This window comes from Enterobacter sp. H2G27 (assembly GCF_054403075.1).
Genome location: NZ_JBSVSI010000001.1, coordinates 4,230,203 through 4,254,922 on the forward strand (window position 1 = coordinate 4,230,203; position 24,720 = coordinate 4,254,922).

Consider the following 24,720-nt stretch of genomic DNA (forward strand, 5'->3'; position numbering starts at 1 on the left):
AGGACCCGAACATGAAATGGTTTAACACCCTGAGCCATAACCGCTGGCTCGAACAAGAGACCGACCGCATTCTCGATTTCGGTAAAAACGCCGCCGTACCGACCGGCTTTGGCTGGCTGGGCAATAACGGCCAGGTGCGCAGCGATATGGGCACGCATCTGTGGATCACCGCCCGCATGCTGCACGTTTACGCGGTGGCGACGAACATGGGACGCCCCGGTGCGTATGCCCTGGTTGAGCACGGCATTAACGCCCTGAACGGCCCGCTGCGCGACAAGCAGCACGGCGGCTGGTACGCCTGCGTTAACGATGAAGGCGTGATTGATGCGTCCAAGCAGGGCTATCAGCACTTCTTCGTCCTGCTGGGCGCAGCGAGCGCCGTGACCACGGGTCACCCGCAGGCACGCAGGCTGCTGGACGATGCCATCGAGGTGATTGAGCGTTACTTCTGGAGCGAACAGGAGCAGATGTGCCTGGAGTCCTGGGATGAAGCCTTCAGCAAAACGGAAGACTATCGCGGCGGTAACGCCAACATGCACGCCGTGGAAGCCTTCCTCATCGTCTATGACGTGACCCACGACCGTAAATGGCTCGACCGCGCCCTGCGCATCGCTTCGGTGATTATTCATGACGTGGCGCGCAAGGGTGAGTACCGGGTTAACGAGCATTTCGACACCAGCTGGAACCCGATCCGCGATTACAACATCGATAACCCGGCCCACCGCTTCCGCGCCTACGGCGGCACGCCGGGCCACTGGATCGAGTGGGGCCGCCTGATGCTGCACCTGCGCGCCGCCCTGGAAGCGCGCTTTGAAACCCCGCCGGAGTGGCTGCTGGAAGATGCGAAAGGCCTGTTCCACGCCACCCTCCGCGACGCCTGGGCACCCGACGGGGCCGATGGGTTTGTCTACTCCGTGGGCTGGGACGGCAAGCCAATCGTGCGCGAACGCGTGCGCTGGCCGATCGTCGAGGCAATGGGCACGGCCTATGCCCTCTATACCGTGACCGGCGAGGCGCAGTACGAGGCCTGGTATCAGAAGTGGTGGGATTACTGCATTAAGTACCTGATGGACTACGAAAACGGATCCTGGTGGCAGGAGCTGGACACCAATAACGAAGTGACCACTAAAGTTTGGGACGGCAAGCAGGATATTTACCACCTGCTGCACTGCCTGGTGATCCCCCGCCTGCCGCTGGCACCGGGCTTAGCCCCTGCCGTCGCTGCCGGATTACTGGATAGCCTGGCCAAATAATAAAGACGGAGTGTTTATGCGTACCCTACACAATATTGATCTGAAAAATAACGAAAGTAGCTTTACCCTGCGCTGGCAGGACCGCCTGATTTTGTCCCACTCCGAAGATGCGCCTTGCCTGTGGATCGGCGCGGGCGAGGCCGATATCGAGATGTTTCGCGGCAACTTCAGCATCAAAGACAAGCTCAACGAAAAGATTGCCCTGACGAACGCGACCGTCACGCAGCAAAGCGCGGGCTGGGCGATCCGCTTTACCCGCGGCGATGCGGTGAGCGCAACGCTGCTGGTGGGCGTGGATGGCGAAGGCCGTCTGGAGCTGAAGCTGAAAAATGACGCCGCCAGCCATAACCGCATCTGGCTGCGGCTGGCGGCTCAGCCACAAGATCATATCTACGGCTGCGGCGAGCAGTTCTCGTACTTCGATCTGCGCGGTAAGCCGTTCCCGCTGTGGACCAGCGAGCAGGGCGTGGGCCGCAATAAGCAGACCTACGTCACCTGGCAGGCCGACTGCAAAGAGAACGCGGGCGGCGACTACTACTGGACCTTCTTCCCGCAGCCTACCTTCGTGAGCACCCAGAAGTACTACTGCCACGTGGATAACAGCTGTTATATGAACTTCGACTTCAGCGCGCCGGACTTCCACGAGCTGGCGTTCTGGGAAGATAACGCCACATTGCGCTTCGAATGTGCGGAAACCTACGTCGATCTGCTGGAAAAACTGACCGACCTGCTGGGGCGTCAGCCTGAACTGCCGGACTGGGTGTACGACGGCGTGACGCTGGGTATTCAGGGCGGCACCGACGTGTGTCAGCAAAAGCTCGACGTTATGCGCCAGGGCGGCGTGAAGGTGAACGGTATCTGGGCTCAGGACTGGTCCGGCATCCGCATGACCTCCTTTGGCAAACGCGTAATGTGGAACTGGAAGTGGAACAGCGCGCTCTATCCGCAGCTTGATGAGCGGATTGCGCAGTGGAAACAGGAAGGCGTGCAGTTCCTCTCCTATATCAACCCGTACGTCGCCAGCGATAAAGATCTCTGCGAAGAGGCGTCGAAGCGCGGCTATCTGACCAAAGATGCCGACGGCAAGGATTACCACGTTGAGTTCGGCGAGTTCTACGCGGGCGTTATCGACCTGACCAACCCGGAAGCCTACAGCTGGTACAAAGAGGTGATTAAAAAGAACCTGATTGAACTGGGCTGCGGCGGCTGGATGGCCGATTTCGGTGAGTATCTGCCGACCGATACCTTCCTGCACAACGGCGTGAGCGCGGAGATCATGCATAACGCCTGGCCTGCCCTGTGGGCGAAATGTAACTACGAAGCGCTGGAGGAGACCGGCAAGCTCGGAGAGATCCTGTTCTTTATGCGCGCGGGCTACACCGGCAGCCAGAAGCACTCTGTGATGATGTGGGCGGGCGATCAGAACGTCGACTGGAGCCTGGACGACGGTCTGGCGTCCGTCGTACCGGCGGCCCTTTCACTGGCGATGACCGGTCACGGCCTGCACCACAGCGACATTGGCGGCTATACGACGCTTTTCGAGATGAAGCGCAGCAAAGAGCTGCTGCTGCGCTGGTGCGACTTCAGCGCCTTTACGCCGATGATGCGTACCCACGAGGGCAACCGCCCTGGCGATAACTGGCAGTTCGACGGCGATGCGGAAACCATCGCCCACTTCGCGCGCATGACCACCGTGTTCACCACCCTGAAGCCGTACATCAAAGCTGCGGTTGCGCAGAACGCGAAAAGCGGCCTGCCGGTGATGCGCCCGCTGTTCCTGCACTACGAGGAAGACGCGCGCGCCTTCACGCTGAAATACCAGTATCTGTTTGGCCGTGACCTGCTGGTGGCGCCGGTTTATGAAGAGGGCCGTCGCGACTGGACGCTCTATCTGCCGCAGGACAGCTGGGTCAATGCGTGGACCGGGGAAACCTGCCAGGGCGGTGACGTCACCGTTGATGCCCCGCTCGGCAAACCGCCGGTGTTCTATCGCCAGCACAGCGAATGGGCAGATCTGTTTAGCACCTTACGTCATATCTGATAAGGCTCGCCCGCAGGGAAACCTGCGGGCAGACGGAGAATAATAATGAGTCAACTTACTTCCGATCCGGCAACCCTACGACTGCCGTTTAAAGAAAAACTCGCCTACGGGATGGGCGACCTCGGCTCTAACATCCTGCTGGATATCGGCACGCTCTATTTGCTGAAATTTTACACCGACGTGCTGGGGCTCCCGGGCACCTACGGCGGGATTATCTTCCTGATTGCGAAGTTCTTTACCGCCTTCACCGACATGGGTACCGGGATCATGCTCGACTCCCGGCGCAAGATTGGCCCGAAAGGGAAGTTCCGCCCGTTCGTACTGTATGCGGCCTTCCCGGTGACGCTGCTGGCGATTGCCAACTTTGTCGGCACGCCGTTTGAGGTAACCGGCAAAACGGTGATGGCGACGGTGCTGTTCATGCTGTACGGCCTGTTCTTCAGCATGATGAACTGCTCCTACGGCGCGATGGTGCCCGCCATTACCAAAAATCCGGACGAGCGCGCGTCGCTGGCCGCCTGGCGTCAGGGCGGCGCCACGCTGGGCCTGCTGCTCTGTACCGTGGGCTTTGTGCCAGTGATGAACCTGATTGAAGGTAACGACCAGCTTGGGTATATCTTCGCTGCGACCCTCTTCTCGCTGTTCGGGCTGTTCTTCATGTGGTGGTGCTATAAGGGGGTGACCGAGCGTTACGTTGAGACACAGCCTGCAAACCCGGCGCAAAAACCGGGCCTGCTGCAGTCGTTTCGCGCCATCGCCGGGAACCGCCCGCTGTTTATCCTGTGCATCGCCAACCTGTGCACGCTGGGCGCCTTTAACGTCAAACTCGCCATTCAGGTGTACTACACGCAGTACGTACTGAACGACCCGATCCTGCTGTCATACATGGGCTTCTTCAGCATGGGCTGTATTTTTATCGGCGTCTTTATGATGCCCGGCGCGGTGCGGCGTTTTGGCAAGAAAAAGGTCTACATCAGCGGGCTGACGATTTGGGTGGCGGGCGATCTGCTCAACTACTTCTTCGGCGGCGGATCGGTGAGCTTTGTGGCGTTCTCCTGCCTGGCGTTCTTTGGCTCCGCGTTTGTGAACAGCCTGAACTGGGCGCTGGTGTCCGATACCGTGGAATACGGCGAGTGGCGCACCGGCGTGCGCTCCGAGGGGACGGTCTACACCGGCTTTACCTTCTTCCGTAAGGTCTCGCAGGCGCTGGCGGGCTTCTTCCCGGGGATCATGCTCACGCAGATCGGCTATGTGCCCAACGTGGTGCAATCCGCCGGCACGGTTGAAGGGCTACGGCAGCTGATATTTATCTATCCGAGCCTGCTGGCGGTCATCACCATCGTGGCGATGGGCTGCTTCTACAACCTCAACGAGAAGATGTATGTGCGCATCGTGGAAGAGATCGAACTGCGCAAACGTACGGCATAAATGACGTGAGAAAGCGCCCTGCGGGGCGCTCTGAGGATCGACCATGACACATAACACTGATCCGTTAACCCTGAAGTTGAGCCTGCGAGAGAAGTGCGCCTACGGGATGGGCGATTTTGGCTCGAACCTGATGCTCTGTATCGGGACGTTGTATTTGCTGAAGTTTTATACTGACGAACTGGGTATGCCTGCGTTCTATGGCGGCATCATTTTCCTGGTGGCGAAGTTTTTTACCGCGTTGACCGACATGCTGACCGGCGTGCTGCTCGACTCCCGGCGTAATATCGGCGCGCGGGGGAAGTTCCGGCCGTTTATTCTTTACGCCTCCGTCCCGGTGGCGCTGGTCGCGACGGCGCAGTTTATGGCCAACGACTTTAGCCTGACGGTGAAAACGGCGCTCGCCACCGTGCTCTTCATGATGTTTGGCCTCTGCTATAGCCTGATGAACTGCGCCTACGGTGCGATGGTTCCGGCCATCACCAAAAACCCGAACGAGCGCGCGCAGCTGGCGGCCTGGCGTCAGGGCGGCGCAACGGTGGGGCTGTTGCTCTGCACCGTCGGCTTTATGCCCATTCAGGCGCTGTTCGTCCACCAGCCCTCACTCGGCTATCTGGTGGCCGCGCTGGCGTTCGTCACCGGCGGCCTGTTCTGCATGTGGTGGTGCTACAGCGGGGTGAAAGAGCGCTACGTCGAGCTTACGCCCGATCACCATAAGCCCGGCATTTTGAAATCGTTCTGCGCGATTTTCCGCAACCCGCCGCTGCTGGTGCTGTGCATCGCCAACCTGTGTACTCTCGCCGCGTTTAACATCAAGCTGGCGATTCAGGTCTATTACACCCAGTACGTGCTGAACGATCTGCATCTGCTGTCGTGGATGGGCTTTTTCAGCATGGGCTGCATTCTGATTGGCGTGTTTCTGGTGCCCGGCGCGGTAAAGCGCTTTGGCAAGAAGCCGGTCTATCTGGGCGGGCTGGCGCTGTGGGCGATGGGCGACGTGCTGAATTTCTTCTGGGGGACCAGCTCCCTGCTGTTTGTGCTCTTTTCCTGCATGGCCTTCTTCGGCACGGCGTTTGTGAACAGCCTGAACTGGGCGCTGGTGCCGGATACCGTTGATTACGGCGAGTGGAAAACCGGCATTCGCGCCGAAGGGTCGGTGTATACCGGCTATACCTTCTCGCGCAAAATCTCCGCCGCCCTCGCCGGTTTCCTGCCCGGCATTATGCTGACCCAGATCGGCTACGTTCCCCATGCCGTGCAGAGCGCGGGCACGCTGCTTGGGTTGCGTCAGCTTATTTTCCTCTGGCCGTGCGGCCTGGCGATTGTTGCTGCCGTGACCATGGGGCTGTTTTATAAACTCAACGAAGCGCGCTTCGCCTTTATTATCGAGGAGATTGGAAAACGGAAGAAACAAACCGCGAATACCCCTGAGATAACCACCAACAATAAAGCGTCAGCAGTCACTTTTTAACAATAAATCCGGCCACTATGCCCTTCCTGTTTATCAGGAGGGAGGCCTTTCTGTACCTGATACATGGACAAATTATGAAAAGAATCATCACTGTACTGATCGTGTCGTCTGTGTCCTGCCCGGTATTTGCCGGGGCCTATGTCGAAACCCGCGAAGCCTTCAACACCGCCTCAGAGCTGCACGAGGTGATCCTGCGCGCGGGATATAACTTCGATATGGGCGCGGGGCTTATGTTCACCAACGCCTATAACGTGGGTAAATGGGATGAACTTAAGCACAGCTATAACGAAATCGAGGGGTGGTATCCGCTCTTTAAGCCGACCAGTAAACTCACCTTCCAGCCCGGCGGGTTGATAAACGACAGCAGCGCAGGTTCGGGTGGAGCGGTTTATTTAGATACCAACTACAAATTTACGGACTGGTTTAATCTGACGTTCCGCTATCGCTATAACCATAACAACTACGATACGCCGGACTATAACGGGCAGATGGATAAGAACGACACGCACGAATTTGCCAACTACTGGAATTTCAAAGTAACGGATGCATTTTTCTACACCTTTGAACCGCACTTTTTCCAGCGGGTGAATGATTACCACAGCAAAAATGGCAAAGACCATCACTGGGAAATTACCAATAAGTTTAGCTATAAGATCGACAGAAACTGGCTGCCGTACCTCGAACTGCAGTGGCTGGACAGATGGAATGATTACAACCGGGAGCAGTACCGGATCCGTTTAGGGCTACGGTATTCGTTCTAATAAAAAAAGCCGCTGATCGCTCAGCGGCTTTTTCGTTGCCGGGTGGCGCATGCGCATACCCGGCCTACGGCATAACCGAATTATTCTTCTTTCGCACCGCGCATAGCACGTTTACGATCGTTCTCGGTCAGGTGACGTTTACGGATACGGATAGACAGCGGAGTCACTTCTACCAGTTCGTCGTCATCGATGAATTCCAGAGCCTGCTCCAGGGTCATCTTGATCGGTGGAACCAGAACCGTTGCTTCGTCAGTACCGGACGCACGCATGTTGGTCAGTTTCTTACCGGTCAGGCAGTTTACGGTCAGGTCGTTAGAACGACTGTGAATACCGATGATCTGGCCTTCATAAACTTCAGCACCGTGCCCCAGGAACAGCTTACCGCGATCCTGCAGACCGAACAGCGCAAACGCAACAGCTTTACCCTGACCGTTGGAGATCAGTACGCCGTTGTTACGCTGGCCCACTTCGCCCGGACGAATGTCGTCGTAGTGGCTGAAGGTGGAGTACAGCAGGCCGGTACCGGAGGTCATGGTCATGAACTCAGAACGGAAGCCGATCAGGCCACGGCTTGGGATCACGTAGTCGAGACGTACGCGGCCTTTGCCATCTGGATTCATGTTTTTCAGGTCGCCTTTACGCTCACCCAGAGCCTGCATCACAGAACCCTGATGCTGCTCTTCAACGTCCAGCGTTACGTTTTCGAATGGCTCTTGTTTACGGCCGTCGATTTCGCGGAAGATTACTTTCGGACGGGAAACCGCCATTTCGAAACCTTCACGACGCATGTTTTCGATCAGAACAGACAGGTGCAGCTCACCACGACCAGAAACGCGGAATGCATCAGCGTCTTCGGTTTCTTCAACACGCAGCGCAACGTTGTGCACCAGCTCTTTGTTCAGGCGGTCAAGGATCTGACGAGAGGTAACGAACTTACCTTCTTTTCCACAGAACGGAGAGGTGTTGACGTTGAAGAACATGGTAACGGTTGGTTCATCAACAGACAGGGCTGGCAGCGCTTCCACGTTCTGCGGATCGCAGATGGTGTCAGAGATGTTCAGCTCGCCCAGACCGGTGATAGCGATGATGTCGCCCGCTTCAGCCAGATCGCTGTCGATACGCTCCAGACCCAGGTGAGTCAGCACTTTGCCAACTTTACCGTTACGGGTTTTGCCTTCGCTATCGATGATAGTAACCTGCTGGTTTGGCTTCACTTTACCGCGTTTGATACGACCGATACCGATGACGCCAACGTAGTTGTTGTAGTCCAGCTGGGAGATCTGCATCTGCAGTGGACCATCCAGATCAACATCCGGTGCCGGTACGTGATCAACAATCGCCTGATACAGCGGGGTCATGTCTTCCGCCATATCTTCGTGGTCCAGACCCGCGATACCATTCAGCGCCGAAGCGTAAATGATAGGGAAGTCCAGCTGTTCGTCGGTCGCGTCGAGGTTAACGAACAGGTCGAATACCTGATCAACAACCCAGTCAGGACGTGCGCCAGGACGGTCAACCTTGTTGATAACAACAATTGGTTTCAGGCCATGGGCAAATGCTTTTTTGGTCACGAAGCGCGTTTGCGGCATTGGGCCGTCAAATGCGTCAACCACCAGCAGCACGGAATCCACCATGGACATCACGCGCTCAACTTCACCACCGAAGTCGGCGTGCCCTGGGGTATCAACGATGTTGATACGGTAGTCATTCCATTTAATCGCGGTGTTTTTCGCGAGGATGGTAATCCCACGCTCTTTCTCCAAATCGTTGGAGTCCATCACACGCTCTTGAGTTTCGGCACGCGCATCAAACGTACCGGATTGCTGCAGCAGCTTATCAACCAGGGTAGTTTTACCATGGTCAACGTGCGCGATGATGGCGATGTTACGCAAATTTTCGATCACAACTTTGCCTCAGGCATTAGAAATAGCGCGTTATTGTACACGGATTAATCGCACTACAAAACAGGATCACAAACATCCTCCGCAAACAAGTATTGCAGAGATGCTTTGTGATCGCTTTCACGGAGCGAAAAAGGGCACTTTAACGTAAATTGCACCAATATGGTGCTCAATGTTCACATTGAAGCACTATACTGGTGCAACAAATCCATCGTGGTGCAGCCCTTTTGCACTATGGTGCGCATGATAACGCCTTTTTGGGGTGATTTAAAAGTTGGCACAGATTTCGCTTTATAAAAATTACATGGCAACAGCCAGTACAAACAGAAACTGAAGACCTCGTTACCACGACGACAATGACCAATCTGGAGAGTTAAGTATGTCCGCTGAACACGTTTTGACGATGCTGAACGAACATGAAGTGAAGTTTGTTGATCTCCGCTTCACCGACACCAAAGGTAAAGAACAGCACGTCACAATCCCTGCTCATCAGGTGAACGCCGAATTCTTTGAAGAAGGCAAAATGTTTGACGGCTCCTCCATTGGTGGCTGGAAAGGCATTAACGAATCCGACATGGTTCTGATGCCAGATGCAACCACTGCGGTCATTGATCCGTTCTTCGAAGAACCAACCCTGATCATCCGTTGCGACATCCTCGAGCCAGGCACGCTGCAGGGCTACGACCGCGACCCACGTTCTATCGCGAAACGCGCTGAAGAGTACCTGCGTTCTACCGGCATCGCAGACACCGTTCTGTTCGGGCCAGAGCCAGAATTCTTCCTGTTCGATGACATCCGTTTCGGTGCTTCTATTTCTGGCTCCCACGTTGCTATCGACGACATCGAAGGTGCATGGAACTCCTCCACCAAATATGAAGGTGGTAACAAAGGTCACCGTCCTGGCGTTAAAGGTGGTTACTTCCCGGTTCCTCCGGTCGATTCTGCACAGGACATTCGTTCCACCATGTGTCTGGTGATGGAAGAGATGGGCCTGGTTGTTGAAGCTCACCACCACGAAGTGGCGACTGCGGGTCAGAACGAAGTGGCAACCCGCTTCAACACCATGACCAAAAAAGCGGACGAAATTCAGATCTACAAATACGTTGTGCACAACGTTGCGCACCGTTTCGGTAAAACCGCGACCTTCATGCCAAAACCAATGTTTGGCGACAACGGTTCCGGTATGCACTGCCACATGTCTCTGTCCAAGAACGGTACCAACCTGTTCTCTGGCGACAAATATGCTGGCCTGTCCGAGCAGGCGCTGTATTACATCGGTGGTGTTATCAAACACGCTAAAGCGATCAACGCCCTGGCGAACCCAACCACCAACTCCTACAAGCGTCTGGTCCCGGGCTACGAAGCGCCAGTGATGCTGGCCTACTCTGCACGTAACCGTTCTGCTTCTATCCGTATCCCGGTGGTGGCGTCTCCTAAAGCGCGTCGTATCGAAGTACGCTTCCCGGATCCAGCGGCTAACCCATACCTGTGCTTCGCAGCACTGCTGATGGCAGGTCTGGACGGTATCAAGAACAAGATCCACCCGGGCGAAGCGATGGACAAAAACCTGTACGACCTGCCGCCAGAAGAAGCGAAAGAGATCCCACAGGTTGCTGGCTCTCTGGAAGAAGCCCTGCAGGCGCTGGACGCAGACCGCGAGTTCCTGACTGCAGGTGGCGTATTCACTGACGACGCTATCGATGCTTACATCGCCCTGCGCACTGAAGAGAACGACCGCGTGCGCATGACTCCGCATCCGGTTGAGTTCGAACTGTACTACAGCGTTTAATTAAGTTGTTTTACCCGGCGTGACAAGCGCCGGGAGTAGTTGCCGTGGAAACTTTTAGCCCATCTCCGGATGGGCTTTTTTCTCCACCAACAATCTGATCTCACGCGCTTTTTACGCCGAAAACGCTATACTGCACTAAATTAGTGCAAACGACTCCAGGAGACTGCTGAATGGCAACTGGCACGCTGCCCGATGCTGGGCAGATCCTCAATTCTTTGATTAACAGCATTTTGCTGGTCGATGACGAGCTGGCCGTTCATTACGCCAACCCGGCGGCACAGCAGCTGCTTGCCCAAAGCGCACGTAAACTATTCGGTACCCCGCTTCCGGAACTCCTGAGCTATTTTTCGCTGAATATTGGCCTGATGCAGGAAAGCTTACAGGCAGGCCAGGGTTTCACCGATAACGAAGTGACGCTGGTGATCGACGGGCGCTCGCACATTCTGTCGCTAACCGCGCAACGTCTTCCCGAAGGCCTGATCCTGCTGGAAATGGCGCCGATGGATAATCAGCGTCGACTGAGCCAGGAGCAGCTTCAGCATGCGCAGCAGATTGCAGCCCGTGACCTCGTGCGCGGTCTGGCGCATGAAATTAAAAACCCGCTGGGTGGGTTACGCGGCGCGGCGCAGCTTCTGACCAAGGCGCTGCCTGACCCTGCGCTGGCGGAATATACCAACGTCATCATTGAGCAGGCGGACCGTCTGCGGAATCTGGTAGACCGTCTTCTCGGTCCGCAGCAGCCGGGAATGCACGTCACTGAAAGCATCCATAAAGTGGCTGAGCGGGTGGTGAAGCTCGTCTCAATGGAGCTGCCGGAGAACGTCACGCTGGTACGTGATTACGACCCAAGCCTGCCGGAACTGGCCCATGACCCGGATCAGATTGAGCAGGTCCTGTTGAATATTGTGCGTAATGCTCTGCAGGCGCTGGGACCTGAAGGCGGCGAGATTATTTTACGCACCCGCACCGCCTTCCAGCTCACGTTACACGGCGTGCGCTACCGGCTGGCCGCCCGAATCGACGTTGAGGATAACGGGCCCGGCATTCCATCGCATCTGCAGGACACCCTGTTCTACCCGATGGTCAGCGGCCGTGAAGGCGGAACCGGCCTGGGCTTATCCATTGCCCGCAGTTTGATCGACCAACACTCTGGAAAAATTGAATTTACCAGTTGGCCGGGACATACCGAGTTTTCGGTTTTCCTGCCGATTAAAAAATAAAGGTGACGTTTATGCAACGAGGGATAGTCTGGGTAGTCGATGACGATAGCTCCATCCGTTGGGTGCTTGAACGCGCGCTCACAGGGGCGGGATTAAGCTGCACGACGTTTGAGAGCGGCAGCGAAGTGCTCGACGCACTCACCACTAAAACGCCCGATGTTCTGCTGTCGGATATCCGTATGCCGGGCATGGACGGGCTGGCGCTGTTAAAGCAGATCAAACAACGCCACCCTATGCTACCGGTCATCATAATGACCGCGCACTCCGATCTGGATGCCGCAGTGAGCGCCTATCAGCAAGGGGCGTTCGATTACCTGCCCAAACCGTTTGATATCGACGAAGCGGTGGCGCTGGTTGAGCGCGCGATTAGCCATTATCAGGAGCAGCAACAGCCGCGCCACGCGCCCGATTTTGGGCCAACCACCGACATCATCGGCGAAGCGCCGGCGATGCAGGACGTGTTTCGCATTATTGGCCGTCTGTCCCGCTCGTCCATCAGCGTCTTGATTAACGGCGAATCGGGCACCGGTAAAGAGCTTGTGGCGCATGCGCTGCATCGCCATAGCCCGCGGGCAAAAGCCCCGTTCATCGCCCTGAATATGGCGGCGATCCCGAAGGATTTAATTGAGTCCGAACTGTTCGGCCATGAAAAAGGGGCATTTACCGGCGCAAATACCATTCGCCAGGGGCGCTTCGAACAGGCTGACGGCGGCACGCTGTTCCTGGATGAAATCGGTGATATGCCGTTGGACGTTCAGACCCGCCTGCTGCGCGTGCTGGCCGACGGGCAGTTTTATCGCGTGGGCGGCTATGCGCCGGTGAAAGTGGACGTGCGTATTATCGCCGCGACCCACCAGAACCTGGAGCAACGCGTGCAGGAAGGAAAATTCCGTGAGGATTTATTCCACCGTCTGAACGTCATCCGCGTTCATCTGCCGCCGCTGCGTGAACGTCGGGAAGATATTCCCCGCCTGGCGCGTCATTTTCTGCAGGTGGCTGCCCGCGAGCTGGGCGTGGAAGCCAAGCAGCTTCACCCGGAAACCGATGCCGCTCTGACGCGTCTGGCGTGGCCGGGCAACGTGCGTCAGCTGGAAAACACCTGCCGCTGGTTAACCGTGATGGCTGCCGGTCAGGAAGTGCTGATTCAGGATTTACCGGCCGAACTGTTTGAGGCGACCGCGCCGGAAAGCAGTAGCGGACACGCGCTGCCGGACAGCTGGGCGACGCTGCTGGCGCAGTGGGCCGACCGCGCGCTGCGTTCCGGTCATCAAAACCTGCTGTCTGAGGCTCAGCCTGAGATGGAGCGTACGCTGTTGACCACCGCGCTTCGTCATACGCAGGGTCACAAGCAGGAAGCCGCTCGCCTGTTGGGATGGGGTCGCAATACCCTGACGCGCAAGCTGAAAGAGCTGGGAATGGAGTAATATCCGCGCTTGTGTAAAGGTTATTAATTGAACGCAAATCGTCGTTATTTTGCGCTTTACTGTTCCGATGAGTTTTGTATGATCGTGCCCGGAAATTGGGGGTGAACATCATGCTGGAAACATTCGTGAATATGCTCTCTAGCGGAGCCGCTGAAAGCCACACGCCACAAACAGCCGTTGCGGCTATGTTGTGCGCGGCGCTGGTTGGGCTGTTTAGCTAGCGAGTTGGCGATGAAAAGCCGGGTGACGCTTCGCTTACCCGGCCTACATTTCGCACTTTTGTAGGCCGGGTAAGGCGAAGCCGCCACCCGGCATTACAGTTTAAATAACTCGCGAGAACTGCTGCATTCGCGCTTTCTGACGCAGATACGCGTCAAAGCACATGCAGATATTACGGATCAACAGACGCCCTTTCGGGGTGACCTCTATGGCTCTCTCCGACACATCCACCAGCCCGTCTTTCGCCAGCGGCGCCAGAAGCTTCAGATCTTCCGCGAAATAATCGCTGAAGTTCAGTTCCCACTGCGCTTCCACATCGCTGAAATCGAGACGGAAGTTGCAGATAAGCGCCTTAATCACATCGCGACGGATACAGTCATCACGCGTTAACGCAATGCCGCGCCACAGCGCGTTGCCAGTCTCATCAACCTGCTGGTAATACAGCTTCAGCTCTTTCTGGTTCTGCGCGTAGCAGTCGCCAATCATGCTAATGGCGGAGACACCCATTCCCAGTAAATCGGTATCGCCCTGGGTCGTATATCCCTGGAAGTTACGGTGCAGGACCCCTTCGCGCTGAGCAACGGCCAGCTCGTCATCCGGGCGGGCAAAGTGATCCATGCCGATAAACTGATAGCCGGTGTCGGTCAGCGAGGTGATGGTTTCCTGCAGGATATCCAGCTTCTGCTGGGCAGAAGGAAGATCGGCATCTTTGATTTTGCGCTGGGCGGCAAAGAGCGTTGGCAGATGCGCATAGTTAAAGACGCTCAGGCGGTCCGGGTTAAGTTCAGCCACGCGCTTCAGCGTGAAGGCGAAGCTTTCCGGCGTTTGCTTTGGCAGGCCGTAAATCAGGTCAATATTGGTCGAGGTGAAACCAATCTCACGCGCGTGATTGAGTAAGGCAAAGATAAATTCTTCGTCCTGCTCGCGGTTCACCAGACGCTGAACCTCTTTATTGAAATCCTGTACGCCCATGCTCAGACGGTTGAATCCTTCTGCGCGTAAATGACCCAGGACATCCAGCTGAATTTCACGCGGATCGACTTCGATCGAGATCTCAGCGTCAGCATTAAAACTGAAATTGCCGCGCAGAAGCGCCATCAGGCGGCTTATTTGCGCTTTGTTCAGATAGGTTGGCGTACCGCCGCCCCAGTGAAGCTGGCTCACGTGACGGCCTTTAAACAGCGGCGCGCGATGCACAATTTCCTGTTCGAGCGCATCAAGATACTGGTCGGCTTTATGCTGCTGGCGGGTCACGATTTTATTGCAGCCGCAGAAGTAGCAAAGCTTGTGGCAGAACGGAATATGGACGTAGAGCGACAGCGGACGCTCAGGATAGCGCGCGACAGCCTGCTGGAAATCACGCTCTCCGAAGGCATCGGAGAACTCCAGCGCGGTGGGGTATGACGTATAACGCGGCCCGGAATAGTTATATTTCTGGATTAGGGCCAAATCCCAGTCGATAGTTGATGCTGACATGCTCACTCCTTCCGTTGGTGTCGCGTTCGTATACGGCGGCCCGTTCTGACCCCATTGCGGGCCATCATTCGGGTGCGCAGCCACTTCTGTCGCCGCGACAACCGCCGTAGTTTAACGAATAACCACACCAGATAACATATAACCGGAAGGGTTATAAGCAGGACTATCGTGCCTGCCGGGTGCAAATGTTAGTTTCCACCCTTCAGAAGACGCATCATATCTTCCTGCTTCTCGTCTTCTTCTTCATCTTCGTCATCGTCGTATGACAGGCCCAGCTTCTGCATCAGTTCATCAATACGATCCAGTTTGGCATCCACCCATGACTGCTCTTCAGCGGTCAGGGTTTCACCCTCTTCAAGACGTTCCAGCAGCGCGTCCAGGCGCTCATCGTTCTCCAGCAAATCCAGCTCAGCCTGCGGTGAAAGCATAGGTTTCTCGCTCTTTGGTTTGTGCTGCTTAGTGACCGGGGTGTCTGTCACGCCCAGTGGAATGGGAGTTTTACTGCCGATACGAGGATCTTTCTGCTGCTTGCCTTTTGCAGAAGCGCCCGCTGCACCACCACCGTTGGCACGGCTACCCGCAGCATGACCGCGATGTTTTTTGTCGCGTTTGCGGTCACGCGCTTCCTGGTTCAGTTCTTCGCGCGTTTTGCGGCGTGCTTTTGCAGGGCGTTTCGCGCCCGCAGCGGAGGTTGGTTTTTTCATGATGTTTTATCTTTAAGTCGTTTTCTTCAGTATAGAATTGCGGCGAAATCTAGCAGAAAGCAAGCAAAGAAAAAAGGCGACAGAGCAATCTGTCGCCTTTTTTCCTGACTCACAACCCTTAGCGGGTCAGACATTCCATGTTTGCCAACAACAAACCCTGTTTATCCCTTGGCTAATACCGTCCGTGATACGGTTCCATTTCCTTTTAAAACGCCTCCAGGCGCTGGTCGTCCTGACAATCCTGCGTCTTCGCCTCCTGGCGCTCCTGACCCTAATCCTTAAGTCGATTTCCTGTTGGCTTCCTCGCCCTGACGCACACTTTACCTTGTTCCGTTAAACTAACAAGCAACGAAACGGCATAAAAAGAGATTTTCAGACAATTACCCGAAAATAAGCTTATGATTTAAAACAGTTTGCATTTTTTAACGCCTGCGAATTCTCTGAAATCTCCCATAGCATCACTGGCCGATCTCTCACACCGGTTGGGGCATTCGCCTACAGCTCATAGCAATCAGAAAAGCCTTTTGCCTGCATTCGGGTATAATCCCCTTCAGATTACGATTTTGGAGACGACCACGTGACTACCTGGAACTACCAACAGACGCATTTTGTCACTAGTGCGCCCGATATTCGCCACCTGCCTTCTGATACCGGTATTGAAGTGGCCTTTGCTGGCCGCTCAAATGCGGGGAAATCCAGCGCCCTGAATACGCTGACCAATCAGAAGAGCCTGGCGCGTACCTCAAAAACACCTGGCCGTACCCAGCTGATCAACCTGTTTGAAGTCGCAGAGGGCAAACGCCTGGTCGACTTACCGGGCTACGGTTACGCGCAGGTACCGGAAGAGATGAAAATCAAGTGGCAGCGTGCGCTGGGTGAATACCTGGAAAAACGTCTGTGCCTGAAAGGTCTGGTGGTGCTGATGGATATTCGTCACCCGCTAAAAGATCTCGATCAGCAGATGATCGACTGGGCTGTAGCAAGCGATATCGCCGTACTGGTGCTGCTGACGAAAGCCGATAAGCTGGCGAGCGGCGCGCGTAAAGCGCAGGTGAATATGGTTCGCGAAGCGGTGCTGGCGTTCAACGGTGATGTACAGGTTGAGCCGTTCTCCTCGCTGAAAAAGCAGGGCGTGGACAAGTTGCGTCAGAAACTCGATACCTGGTTTAGCGAGCTGGAACCCGCGAAGGAAGCGGAAGAAGAGTAATACCTGGCGCGGCAATGTCCGCGCTTTTTTTGCCTGAACATTTCTTTGCCGCAATAAAAAACGCCCCAGTCATTACTGACTGGGGCGGCTAAAATATTCAGCCAAATCCGATTACGTGAAGTAAAAGGTCTGAAAGATAGAACATCTTACCTCTGTACCCTACGCCGATAACTCTACCCCTTTTTGTGCTGCAGAAAAAGCACTTTTTGTAGTTTTTTTTCATTCTTTACATAGGGAATTCTAATGATCGTCACAAAACGCGCGTTCTAATGTTGCAAACTTACATAAATAGCGCGTTATGCGAAGAATCGTTAGTGAGCCTGATCCCAGTTTTCACCACTTCCCACTTCCACCAGCAACGGCACATCAAGCGTCATGCTGCTTTCCATCAGTTCGTGGATCTTCTTCGACACGGCGTCGAGGTCGTCCTTGTGCACTTCAAATACCAGTTCATCGTGTACCTGCATGATCATTTTCACGCGAGGCTTCTCTTCTTCCAGCCAGGCATCAACGGCGATCATTGCACGCTTAATAATATCCGCCGCGGTACCCTGCATCGGGGCGTTGATCGCCGCACGCTCTGCGCCAGCGCGGCGCGCCGCGTTGCTGGATTTGATGTCCGGTAGGTAGAGACGGCGGCCATCCAGGGTTTCGACGTAACCTTTTTCCTTCGCCTGCGCGCGTGTGCGTTCCATATATTCCAGCACGCCCGGATAACGCTCGAAGTAGAGATCCATATACTTCTGCGACTCTTTACGCGGAATGTTGAGCTGGCGCGACAGACCAAATGCACTCATGCCGTAGATCAGACCGAAGTTGATCGCCTTAGCGCTGCGGCGCTGCTCGTTGGTCACGCTGTCCAGCGGCAAGCCGAAGACTTCCGCCGCGGTTGCCCGGTGGATATCCTTTCCTTCAGCAAACGCGGTAAGCAGGCCTTTGTCACGGGACAGATGCGCCATTATGCGCAGTTCGATTTGCGAGTAGTCAGCAGAGACAATCAGATAATCCTCTGGTGCGATGAAAGCCTGGCGAATACGACGGCCCTCTTCGTTACGTACCGGGATGTTCTGTAGGTTAGGATCGGTAGACGAGAGACGACCGGTCGCCGCAACAGCCTGATGATACGACGTGTGTACGCGACCCGTTTTCGGGTTGATCATAAGCGGAAGCTTGTCGGTGTAGGTCGACTTCAGCTTCGCGAGACCACGGTACTGCAGAATCACTTTTGGCAGCGGGTAATCCAGCGCCAGCTCTTCCAGCACCTCTTCAGAGGTTGACGGTGCACCGCCAGGGGTTTTCTTCAGCGGCTTGATGCCCTGCTTTTCAAACAGAATGGTTTGCAGCTGCTTCGGTGAAGAGAGGTTAAACGGCTCGCCTGCAAGCTCATGCGCTTTTTGCTCAAGCTCGGTCAGGCGCTGCGCCAGCTCCCCGGAGTGGTTATGCAGCACCGTTGGGTCGATTTTCACGCCGTTGCGTTCAATGCGGGATAGCACGGGCACCAGCGGCATCTCGATATGCTGGAACACGTTCAGCGGACCTTCGTGCTTCTGCAGTTTTGGCCACATCTTCAGATGCAGCTGCAGCGTGACGTCAGCATCTTCCGCCGCGTAGCGACCCGCCTCTTCAAGAGCAATCTGGTTAAAGGTGAGCTGATTTTTCCCTTTTCCGGCAATCTCTTCAAAGGTGATGGTTTTGTGCTTGAGCCAGCGGTCAGATAAGGAATCCATATCATGGCGGCCCGCGACGCTGTCCAGAATGTAGGATTCGAGCATGGTGTCGAAGGCGATCCCACGCAGTTCAATGCCGTAGTTTTGCAGAATGCCGCGGTCGTACTTGAGGTTTTGCCCAACCTTGAGCGCCTTTTCGTCTTCCAGGATCGGCTTCAGCAGCTCAAGCACGCGTTTACGGGAGAGCTGCTCCGGCGCATCCAGGTAATCGTGCGCCACAGGAACGTAGGCTGCAATACCCGGCGCTGTCGCAAATGACAGGCCAACCATATTGGCTGAGATGTTATCGAGACTGTCAGTTTCGGTATCAAAGGCAAAGACCGGCGCCTTTTTCAGTTTCTCGATCCAGGCGATCAGCTGTGACTCTTCAAGAATGGTTTCGTAGTTGTCGAATGAAAGCGCCACGGCTTCTTCTTCAGCCTGATCTTCTGCTTCAACAACAATCGTCTCCTTCGGCTTTGCAGCAGGTTTGGCCCCTTTTGCCTGTAGCCATTTACCGGCTTCCACGTCAGTGATCCAGCGCTTGAATTCGTATTTCTTAAACAGGCTCAGCAGATCGCCAGCAGAAGGCTGTTGCACCTCAAGCTGCTCACAGCCCAGCTCCAGTTCGACATCGGTTTTGATTGTAGCCAGCTTATAGGAGAGATAAGCCACCTCTTTGTTCTCTGCCAGTTTTCCGGCCATGGTTTTTGCGCCACGGAAGGAGAGCCCGGCGATTTTGTCTGATTCCGCGTAGAGCGTATCCAGCCCGCCCAGCCCTTGAAGCAGCGCCTGCGCGGTTTTCTCACCAACGCCAGGGACACCCGGGATGTTATCCGAGGAGTCGCCCATCAACGCAAGGAAGTCGATAATCAGCTCAGGCGGCACGCCATACTTAGTGACAACCTCTTCAGGCCCCAGAATGGTATTGGTCATGGTATTAATCAGGGTGATACCTGGCGTCACCAGCTGCGCCATATCTTTATCACCGGTGCTGATCAGTACAGGACGACCCATCTTTTCTGCTTCACGCGCCAGCGTACCGATGACGTCATCGGCTTCAACGCCAGAGACGGCCAGCAGCGGTAGCCCCATCGCTTTTACCATGGTGTGCAGCGGCTCAATCTGCGCACGCAGATCGTCAGGCATTGGCGGACGGTGAGATTTGTAATGCTCAAACAGCTCATCGCGGAACGTTTTGCCTTTCGCATCAAAGACCACAGCCGCATGGGTTGGCTGGTACTGAAGGATCAGGCTGCGCAGCATGTTCAGCACGCCGTACATTGCGCCGGTGGGTTCCCCTGCGCTATTGGTCAGAGGAGGAAACGCATGGTATGCCCGATACAGGTAAGAAGAGCCATCGACGAGAATAAGAGGGTTTTCTGGGATCTGAACCATAATGTCCGTGCCTTTAATCAATTTATGGGTAAAGGATGCCACAGAAGGATGAAAACATCAGTTATTAGCGCCTGATACAGGAAAAGATTTTGCGATCGTGAGGATCGCTCGCAAAATTCAAACTGTGGATAAGTTTGTGCATATTTTCACTTCATATGAATAACAGACAAAAAATACACATATGAGTTATTTTTTAGATCTTAATTATCATGCTGTTATGGCATTAGATCTTATCTATATGGCCAACCGATGGCAATTTAGTCTATGTGGATATAAGCCTTGATAAGCGCGGAATCACAGTGAAATCGTCTACGACAGGGTAAAAGCGGCCAAAACATCACATGAAAGCGCCATTAATTTGTCCGTTTTCTGGTAAAATCAGCGCCCAGCGTCGAATAGCCGGCCGCTAACTTACAGCTAACTACCTGAAAAAGCTCATCATGTCGAGATTGCTCGCTGCAATAACATTACTGTTAAGCATCATTTTAACTATTCTGGTAACTGTCGCATGTTCTGTGCCGATCATCGTAGCCGGGATCATTAAACTGCTGCTGCCTGTCCCCATGGTGTGGCGAGCCGTGTCCGCATTTTGTAATTTCATGATGTACTGCTGGTGCGAAGGGCTGGCGATCCTGCTGTGCCTGAACCCGCATCTGAAGTGGGATATCAAAGGACTGGAGAGTCTTAACAAGAAGAACTGGTACCTGCTGATCTGCAATCACCACAGCTGGGCGGACATCGTGGTGTTATGCGTGCTTTTTCGCAAACACATCCCGATGAACAAATACTTTCTGAAACAGCAGCTCGCCTGGGTGCCTTTTATTGGGCTGGCCTGCTGGGCGCTAGATATGCCCTTTATGAAACGCTATTCGCGCAGCTATTTGATTCGTCATCCCGAGCGTCGCGGCAAAGATGTGGAGACCACGCGCCGTTCCTGCGAAAAGTTTCGCGCGCATCCAACGACCATCGTGAACTTTGTTGAAGGTTCCCGGTTTACGGAAGAGAAGCGCCAGCAAACTCGCTCTCCTTATCAGCATCTGTTGCCGCCAAAGGCAGCGGGGATTGCGATGGCGCTTAACGTGCTGGGAGCACAGTTCGATAAACTTCTTAACGTCACGCTCTGCTATCCGGAAAACGACAGGACGCCATTCTTCGACATGCTCAGCGGCAAACTGACGCGCATTGTCGTGCATGTCGACCTGGTTCCGATTGACGCTGAACTGCACGGTGATTACGTTAACGACAAGAATTTCAAACGTCGTTTCCAGCAGTGGCTTAATACGCTTTGGAAAGAGAAAGACGAACAGATAGGCAAGATTAAATCTTCATACAAAAACGCCGGTCAGTGACCGGCGTTTTTACATCAGTGAAATTACTTCTTCTCAACCAGGTATTTCACGGTATCAGCATACTGTTGTACGAAGATATCCATGCTGCTGGTGTCCATGCCCTGCATGTTCAGCTGATATTTGCCGTTAACAAACATCGCCGGAACGCCCTGAAGCTGGAGGTCAGCAGCCGCTTTTTCCTGCTGGGCAACCAGTGATTTCACCACGAAGCTGTTCCACGCGGCATCATACTCTTCACCTTTCACGCCGGCATCAACGAACACTTTACGGATATCCGCAGTGGTCTGAACGGTCTGTGTTTTCTGTACGGCTTCAAACATTGGCGAAGTGATCTTATCTTCCACGCCCAGTGCCATCGCCACCGCCCATGCCTGAGTCAGGTCTTTACCCAATGGGCCCAGGAACTCGACGTGGTACTTGGTCATTTTTGTGCCTTCCGGCAGCTTTTTCTTCACGTTGTCAGAAACATGCAGCACCTGCTCGAACTGATAGCAGTGTGGGCAATAGAACGAGAAGAACTCCAGAACCTGTGGCTCGCCAGCGACCGGCTTGTCCAGCGTGATGTACTGTTTGCCGTCGGTAAACTGCGCAGCAGAAGCGCTAAATGCCAGAATCATACCTGCCAGCGCCAGCCAAATTTTTTTCATGATTAACTCTCTCCTGGGTGTGTCCATTAATACATCGGCGTTAATTGCAGAGGGGGCTCCTGAAGAACCTTAACCTGCTCAGTAAATGTAGATATCTGGCTACGCCAGTAATCCTCTCCGGTAAGCCACGGGAAATTGCGAGGAAATGCCGGATCGTCCCAACGCCTGATTAACCATGCGAGATAATAAACAAAACGCATCGCACGTAAAGGCTCAATCAGGGCAATTTCGTCTGAATTAAACGGGCTAAATTCTTCATAAGCTTCAATAATGGTTTCAAGCTGCATGCGCTGCTCGGCTTTATCGCCATTGAGCAGCATCCACAGGTCCTGAACCGCTGCCCCCATGCGCGCATCGTCGAGATCGACAAAGAGCGGGCCGTCACGCCAGAGAATATTCCCGGCGTGACAATCGCCATGCAGGCGCAGGACGGAAATATCATCGCGCCAGCAGGTTTTCACTGCAGCAATAAGCTTATCGGTGGCGTTGAGGAAATCATCCTTTAGCGCTGCGGGGATCATTGCAGACGTTTCGAATACTTGGCGCGGTTCAAGAAGGTATTCCTGAATCCCGATAGTCGGGCGGGCAATAAAGGCTTTTTTGCGTCCCGTCTGGTGTATACGCCCAAGATAGCGGGCAACCCACTCCATCTGATCGATATTATCCGCTTCAAACTGGCGCCCCCCCAGGCTCGGGAATACAGCGTAGTAAAACCCTTCGTGCGTGAGGAGCGTTTGGTTATTGAATTTCAGCGGTGCGGCAACGGGAACATCGTCATCCAGCAGATCGTGAGCAAACTGATGCTCTTCCTGAATTTGTTCTGCGGACCAGCGTTCAGGACGATAGAATTTTACGACGTAGCGCTGACGATCCTCGTCCTGAAATTGATAGACGCGGTTTTCGTAGCTGTTTAAAGGTGTTAGCCCGGAATCCACCCGAATACCCTGTTCAAACAGGGCATCCATAATGGTGTCCGGGTGTAATGTCTGGAAAGTAAAAGCCTGGTCGTTCATCCGATCATCCGGAAATTATACGAATGATTCAGGATATCATCTTGTGGCGATTTCGGTGCCGCCGCTTACAAGCTTTTACTCTTTAATTACGCCTCGTGCGCGCAATAATGCGGTCTTAAAATCTTCCTCATAATCTTTCTGAATACCAGGAATAACAGCATCTTTGGCAGAGTCGCGCATTTTAAGGTGGTAGATCAGGATGTCGTCAGAAAGGTCAGCCAGATCGCCGTCAAAACCTGACTCTTTCGCCAGTTTCTGTAAAAATTGCATCAGATTTAGCTCTGGCTCTTTTTGCCAGGCGGGCTGGAGGAGTTCAATAACTTCATTCAGACGTTTACATTTCATGGTGGTGCTCCTTTCATTTAGAGTGACACGTTAGCAGGGTCAATCCCACAATAAAAGAGGCGATATTCGTGAATCTTAGCCAGGAAATCATCGGGGTCGTTCTGGCAGGCGGCAGAGCAACGCGAATGGGCGGAAAAGATAAGGGGCTTCAGCTTCTTAATGGAAAACCCTTGTGGCTGCATGTCGCCGATACGCTCTCAGGCCAGGTGTCGACAATGGCCATCAGCGCTAACCGGCATATCGACACTTACCGAAGCAGCGGGTACGCCGTCTACCAGGATATCGTTGAGGATTACCCAGGACCGCTGGCCGGTATGCTTTCGGTCATACAACAGTCTCAAGGAGAGTGGTTTATCTTCTGCCCCTGCGATACCCCGTTTATTCCGTCCTGTCTTGCCGAGCGTTTATTACAGCTTCGCAGTACAGCTCCAGTGGTTTGGGTACATGACGGCGAGCGTGACCATCCTGCTATCGCATTAATGCACCGATCGCTAGCGCCTGCTCTGCAGAGCTATCTGGCTGGGGGAGAGCGCAGGGTAATGGTCTTCATGCGTGAGTCTGGCGGCCATTCCGTTGATTTTAGCGATGTGAAATCAGCGTTTGTGAATGTGAATACGCATGAAGATTTGCAGATGATGCAGGAGAAAAAATGATACCTGTTGTAGCCATATCCGCCTGGAGTGGAACCGGGAAAACCACGCTGCTGAAAAAGCTCATTCCTGCGCTATGTGCCAGAGGTATTCGTCCAGGATTGATTAAGCATACCCACCATAATATGGATGTCGATAAACCGGGAAAAGACAGCTTTGAGCTGCGTAAAGCGGGTGCCGCGCAAACGATAGTGGCAAGTTCTCAACGCTGGGCGTTAATGACAGAAACGCCGGACGAGGCGCCGCTGGATCTCGCTTATCTTGTCAGTCGGATGGATCACTCCACCCTGGATCTGGTGCTGATTGAGGGATTTAAGCATGAGGCAGTGCCTAAGATCCTGCTATTCAGAAGCGATGCCGGGCATGATTTCAGTGAGTTAACGCTGGATGAGCATGTGATTGCGGTGGTCAGTGATGTTGTATTGCCACTTGAAGTTCCGGTACTGGATTTAAATGATGTGGATGGGATTGCGGAGTTTATTATGGAGTGGAGTGCGATCTGACTTGCCAGGTGGCGGCTTTGCCTTGCCCGGCCTACAAAATTCGGTGGTTCCGAAACGCAAAAAGGCCATCCTTCCGGATGGCCTCTTCACTTGTTTGATGCCTGGCAGTTCCCTACTCTCACATGGGGAGACCCCACACTACCATCGGCGCTACGGCGTTTCACTTCTGAGTTCGGCATGGGGTCAGGTGGGACCACCGCGCTAAAGCCGCCAGGCAA

21 protein-coding genes and 1 rRNA gene are annotated in these 24,720 nt (G+C 54.4%); 13 read left to right on the forward strand and 9 right to left on the reverse strand.

The features are described 5' to 3' along the window. Window positions 1-11: 11 nt before the first annotated feature. The 5 genes from yihS to ompL all read left to right on the forward strand — a co-directional run bounded on the left by yihS (window position 12) and on the right by ompL (window position 6,951). The gene (gene yihS, locus ACW9E7_RS20160) at window positions 12-1,253 is read left to right on the forward strand and encodes a sulfoquinovose isomerase (RefSeq protein ID WP_458728262.1); all 1,242 of its coding nucleotides are present in this window, start codon (window positions 12-14) and stop codon (window positions 1,251-1,253) included. A 16-nt stretch (window positions 1,254-1,269) separates the two neighbouring features. Continuing rightward, entirely contained in the window at window positions 1,270-3,294 is a 2,025-nt protein-coding gene (locus tag ACW9E7_RS20165) for an alpha-glucosidase (protein ID WP_458728263.1), read from the forward strand. 45 nt (window positions 3,295-3,339) lie between these two features. Further along, on the forward strand, window positions 3,340-4,722 hold the full coding sequence (locus ACW9E7_RS20170) for an MFS transporter (RefSeq protein ID WP_032639920.1): 1,383 nt from the start codon (window positions 3,340-3,342) through the stop codon (window positions 4,720-4,722). Between the two features lie 43 nt (window positions 4,723-4,765). Then, on the forward strand, window positions 4,766-6,190 hold the full coding sequence (locus tag ACW9E7_RS20175; protein ID WP_458728264.1) for an MFS transporter: 1,425 nt from the start codon (window positions 4,766-4,768) through the stop codon (window positions 6,188-6,190). 74 nt (window positions 6,191-6,264) lie between these two features. Further along, window positions 6,265-6,951: a porin OmpL gene (ompL, locus tag ACW9E7_RS20180; protein ID WP_458728265.1), complete on the forward strand. Its 687-nt coding sequence runs from the start codon at window positions 6,265-6,267 to the stop codon at window positions 6,949-6,951. A gap of 80 nt (window positions 6,952-7,031) precedes the next feature. On the opposite strand, the gene typA is transcribed toward ompL, so the two are convergent. Then, on the reverse strand, window positions 7,032-8,855 hold the full coding sequence (typA, locus tag ACW9E7_RS20185) for a ribosome-dependent GTPase TypA (protein WP_458728266.1): 1,824 nt from the start codon (window positions 8,853-8,855) through the stop codon (window positions 7,032-7,034). 376 nt (window positions 8,856-9,231) lie between these two features. Here typA and glnA point away from each other — a divergent pair, with 376 nt between their 5' ends. The 4 genes from glnA (at window position 9,232) to ACW9E7_RS20205 (ending at window position 13,506) form a co-directional block, all read left to right on the forward strand. Next, window positions 9,232-10,641: a glutamate--ammonia ligase gene (glnA, locus tag ACW9E7_RS20190; RefSeq protein WP_008501856.1), complete on the forward strand. Its 1,410-nt coding sequence runs from the start codon at window positions 9,232-9,234 to the stop codon at window positions 10,639-10,641. A gap of 170 nt (window positions 10,642-10,811) precedes the next feature. Continuing rightward, window positions 10,812-11,861: a nitrogen regulation protein NR(II) gene (glnL, locus tag ACW9E7_RS20195; RefSeq protein ID WP_008501857.1), complete on the forward strand. Its 1,050-nt coding sequence runs from the start codon at window positions 10,812-10,814 to the stop codon at window positions 11,859-11,861. 11 nt (window positions 11,862-11,872) lie between these two features. After that, window positions 11,873-13,285: a nitrogen regulation protein NR(I) gene (glnG, locus tag ACW9E7_RS20200; protein ID WP_008501858.1), complete on the forward strand. Its 1,413-nt coding sequence runs from the start codon at window positions 11,873-11,875 to the stop codon at window positions 13,283-13,285. A 110-nt stretch (window positions 13,286-13,395) separates the two neighbouring features. After that, a complete protein-coding gene (locus ACW9E7_RS20205; RefSeq protein ID WP_136196048.1) occupies window positions 13,396-13,506 on the forward strand; it encodes a YshB family small membrane protein in 111 nt (36 codons plus the stop codon). Between the two features lie 100 nt (window positions 13,507-13,606). On the opposite strand, the gene hemN is transcribed toward ACW9E7_RS20205, so the two are convergent. Next, window positions 13,607-14,980: an oxygen-independent coproporphyrinogen III oxidase gene (hemN, locus tag ACW9E7_RS20210; RefSeq protein WP_458728267.1), complete on the reverse strand. Its 1,374-nt coding sequence runs from the start codon at window positions 14,978-14,980 to the stop codon at window positions 13,607-13,609. A gap of 188 nt (window positions 14,981-15,168) precedes the next feature. Continuing rightward, complete coding sequence (yihI, locus tag ACW9E7_RS20215; protein WP_032644299.1) at window positions 15,169-15,684, reverse strand: Der GTPase-activating protein YihI; 516 nt, start codon at window positions 15,682-15,684, stop codon at window positions 15,169-15,171. Window positions 15,685-16,261: 577 nt separating this feature from the next. On the opposite strand from yihI, the gene yihA reads away from it, so the two are divergent. Continuing rightward, window positions 16,262-16,891 carry a ribosome biogenesis GTP-binding protein YihA/YsxC gene (gene yihA / locus ACW9E7_RS20220; protein WP_111963937.1) on the forward strand — a complete coding sequence of 210 codons (630 nt, stop codon included), beginning with the start codon at window positions 16,262-16,264 and terminating at the stop codon, window positions 16,889-16,891. A 97-nt stretch (window positions 16,892-16,988) separates the two neighbouring features. On the opposite strand, the gene ACW9E7_RS20225 is transcribed toward yihA, so the two are convergent. Further along, window positions 16,989-17,036 carry a spot 42 RNA, inhibition of DNA synthesis gene (locus ACW9E7_RS20225; RefSeq protein ID WP_071892919.1) on the reverse strand — a complete coding sequence of 16 codons (48 nt, stop codon included), beginning with the start codon at window positions 17,034-17,036 and terminating at the stop codon, window positions 16,989-16,991. Window positions 17,037-17,202: 166 nt separating this feature from the next. Next, window positions 17,203-19,995, reverse strand: a complete 2,793-nt coding sequence (polA, locus tag ACW9E7_RS20230) for a DNA polymerase I (RefSeq protein WP_458728268.1) — start codon at window positions 19,993-19,995, stop codon at window positions 17,203-17,205. A 440-nt stretch (window positions 19,996-20,435) separates the two neighbouring features. Here polA and ACW9E7_RS20235 point away from each other — a divergent pair, with 440 nt between their 5' ends. After that, a complete protein-coding gene (locus ACW9E7_RS20235) occupies window positions 20,436-21,344 on the forward strand; it encodes an acyltransferase (protein ID WP_133295371.1) in 909 nt (302 codons plus the stop codon). 23 nt (window positions 21,345-21,367) lie between these two features. Here the strand turns inward: ACW9E7_RS20235 and dsbA are convergent, their stop codons facing one another. The 3 genes from dsbA to ACW9E7_RS20250 all read right to left on the reverse strand — a co-directional run bounded on the left by dsbA (window position 21,368) and on the right by ACW9E7_RS20250 (window position 23,349). Further along, the gene (gene dsbA, locus ACW9E7_RS20240; RefSeq protein WP_045285687.1) at window positions 21,368-21,991 is read right to left on the reverse strand and encodes a thiol:disulfide interchange protein DsbA; all 624 of its coding nucleotides are present in this window, start codon (window positions 21,989-21,991) and stop codon (window positions 21,368-21,370) included. A 26-nt stretch (window positions 21,992-22,017) separates the two neighbouring features. Beyond that, a complete protein-coding gene (locus tag ACW9E7_RS20245; protein ID WP_115876964.1) occupies window positions 22,018-23,004 on the reverse strand; it encodes a serine/threonine protein kinase in 987 nt (328 codons plus the stop codon). 75 nt (window positions 23,005-23,079) lie between these two features. Then, on the reverse strand, window positions 23,080-23,349 hold the full coding sequence (locus ACW9E7_RS20250; protein ID WP_008501866.1) for a YihD family protein: 270 nt from the start codon (window positions 23,347-23,349) through the stop codon (window positions 23,080-23,082). A 68-nt stretch (window positions 23,350-23,417) separates the two neighbouring features. Here ACW9E7_RS20250 and mobA point away from each other — a divergent pair, with 68 nt between their 5' ends. Both mobA and mobB read left to right on the forward strand, forming a co-directional pair. Further along, complete coding sequence (mobA, locus tag ACW9E7_RS20255) at window positions 23,418-24,002, forward strand: molybdenum cofactor guanylyltransferase MobA (RefSeq protein WP_458728269.1); 585 nt, start codon at window positions 23,418-23,420, stop codon at window positions 24,000-24,002. Beyond that, window positions 23,999-24,502: a molybdopterin-guanine dinucleotide biosynthesis protein MobB gene (mobB, locus tag ACW9E7_RS20260; RefSeq protein ID WP_458728270.1), complete on the forward strand. Its 504-nt coding sequence runs from the start codon at window positions 23,999-24,001 to the stop codon at window positions 24,500-24,502. The genes mobA and mobB overlap by 4 nt, the downstream gene beginning before the upstream one ends. A gap of 99 nt (window positions 24,503-24,601) precedes the next feature. On the opposite strand, the gene rrf is transcribed toward mobB, so the two are convergent. After that, window positions 24,602-24,717: ribosomal RNA gene (gene rrf / locus ACW9E7_RS20265) — 5S ribosomal RNA — on the reverse strand. Window positions 24,718-24,720 lie beyond the last annotated feature (3 nt).

Bases quoted from the DNA above. Each gene is read 5' to 3' on its own strand.
- ACW9E7_RS20175 (WP_458728264.1), top strand. From the start codon at position 4,766: ATGACACATAACACTGATCCGTTAACCCTGAAGTTGAGCCTGCGAGAG.
- ACW9E7_RS20170 (WP_032639920.1), top strand. From the start codon at position 3,340: ATGAGTCAACTTACTTCCGATCCGGCAACCCTACGACTGCCGTTTAAA.
- mobB (WP_458728270.1), top strand. From the start codon at position 23,999: ATGATACCTGTTGTAGCCATATCCGCCTGGAGTGGAACCGGGAAAACC.
- ACW9E7_RS20165 (WP_458728263.1), top strand. From the start codon at position 1,270: ATGCGTACCCTACACAATATTGATCTGAAAAATAACGAAAGTAGCTTT.
- yihS (WP_458728262.1), top strand. From the start codon at position 12: ATGAAATGGTTTAACACCCTGAGCCATAACCGCTGGCTCGAACAAGAG.
- glnA (WP_008501856.1), top strand. From the start codon at position 9,232: ATGTCCGCTGAACACGTTTTGACGATGCTGAACGAACATGAAGTGAAG.
- glnL (WP_008501857.1), top strand. From the start codon at position 10,812: ATGGCAACTGGCACGCTGCCCGATGCTGGGCAGATCCTCAATTCTTTG.
- ACW9E7_RS20235 (WP_133295371.1), top strand. From the start codon at position 20,436: ATGTCGAGATTGCTCGCTGCAATAACATTACTGTTAAGCATCATTTTA.
- ACW9E7_RS20205 (WP_136196048.1), top strand. From the start codon at position 13,396: ATGCTGGAAACATTCGTGAATATGCTCTCTAGCGGAGCCGCTGAAAGC.
- yihI (WP_032644299.1), bottom strand. From the start codon at position 15,684: ATGAAAAAACCAACCTCCGCTGCGGGCGCGAAACGCCCTGCAAAAGCA.
- polA (WP_458728268.1), bottom strand. From the start codon at position 19,995: ATGGTTCAGATCCCAGAAAACCCTCTTATTCTCGTCGATGGCTCTTCT.
- ompL (WP_458728265.1), top strand. From the start codon at position 6,265: ATGAAAAGAATCATCACTGTACTGATCGTGTCGTCTGTGTCCTGCCCG.
- dsbA (WP_045285687.1), bottom strand. From the start codon at position 21,991: ATGAAAAAAATTTGGCTGGCGCTGGCAGGTATGATTCTGGCATTTAGC.
- ACW9E7_RS20245 (WP_115876964.1), bottom strand. From the start codon at position 23,004: ATGAACGACCAGGCTTTTACTTTCCAGACATTACACCCGGACACCATT.
- glnG (WP_008501858.1), top strand. From the start codon at position 11,873: ATGCAACGAGGGATAGTCTGGGTAGTCGATGACGATAGCTCCATCCGT.
- ACW9E7_RS20250 (WP_008501866.1), bottom strand. From the start codon at position 23,349: ATGAAATGTAAACGTCTGAATGAAGTTATTGAACTCCTCCAGCCCGCC.
- hemN (WP_458728267.1), bottom strand. From the start codon at position 14,980: ATGTCAGCATCAACTATCGACTGGGATTTGGCCCTAATCCAGAAATAT.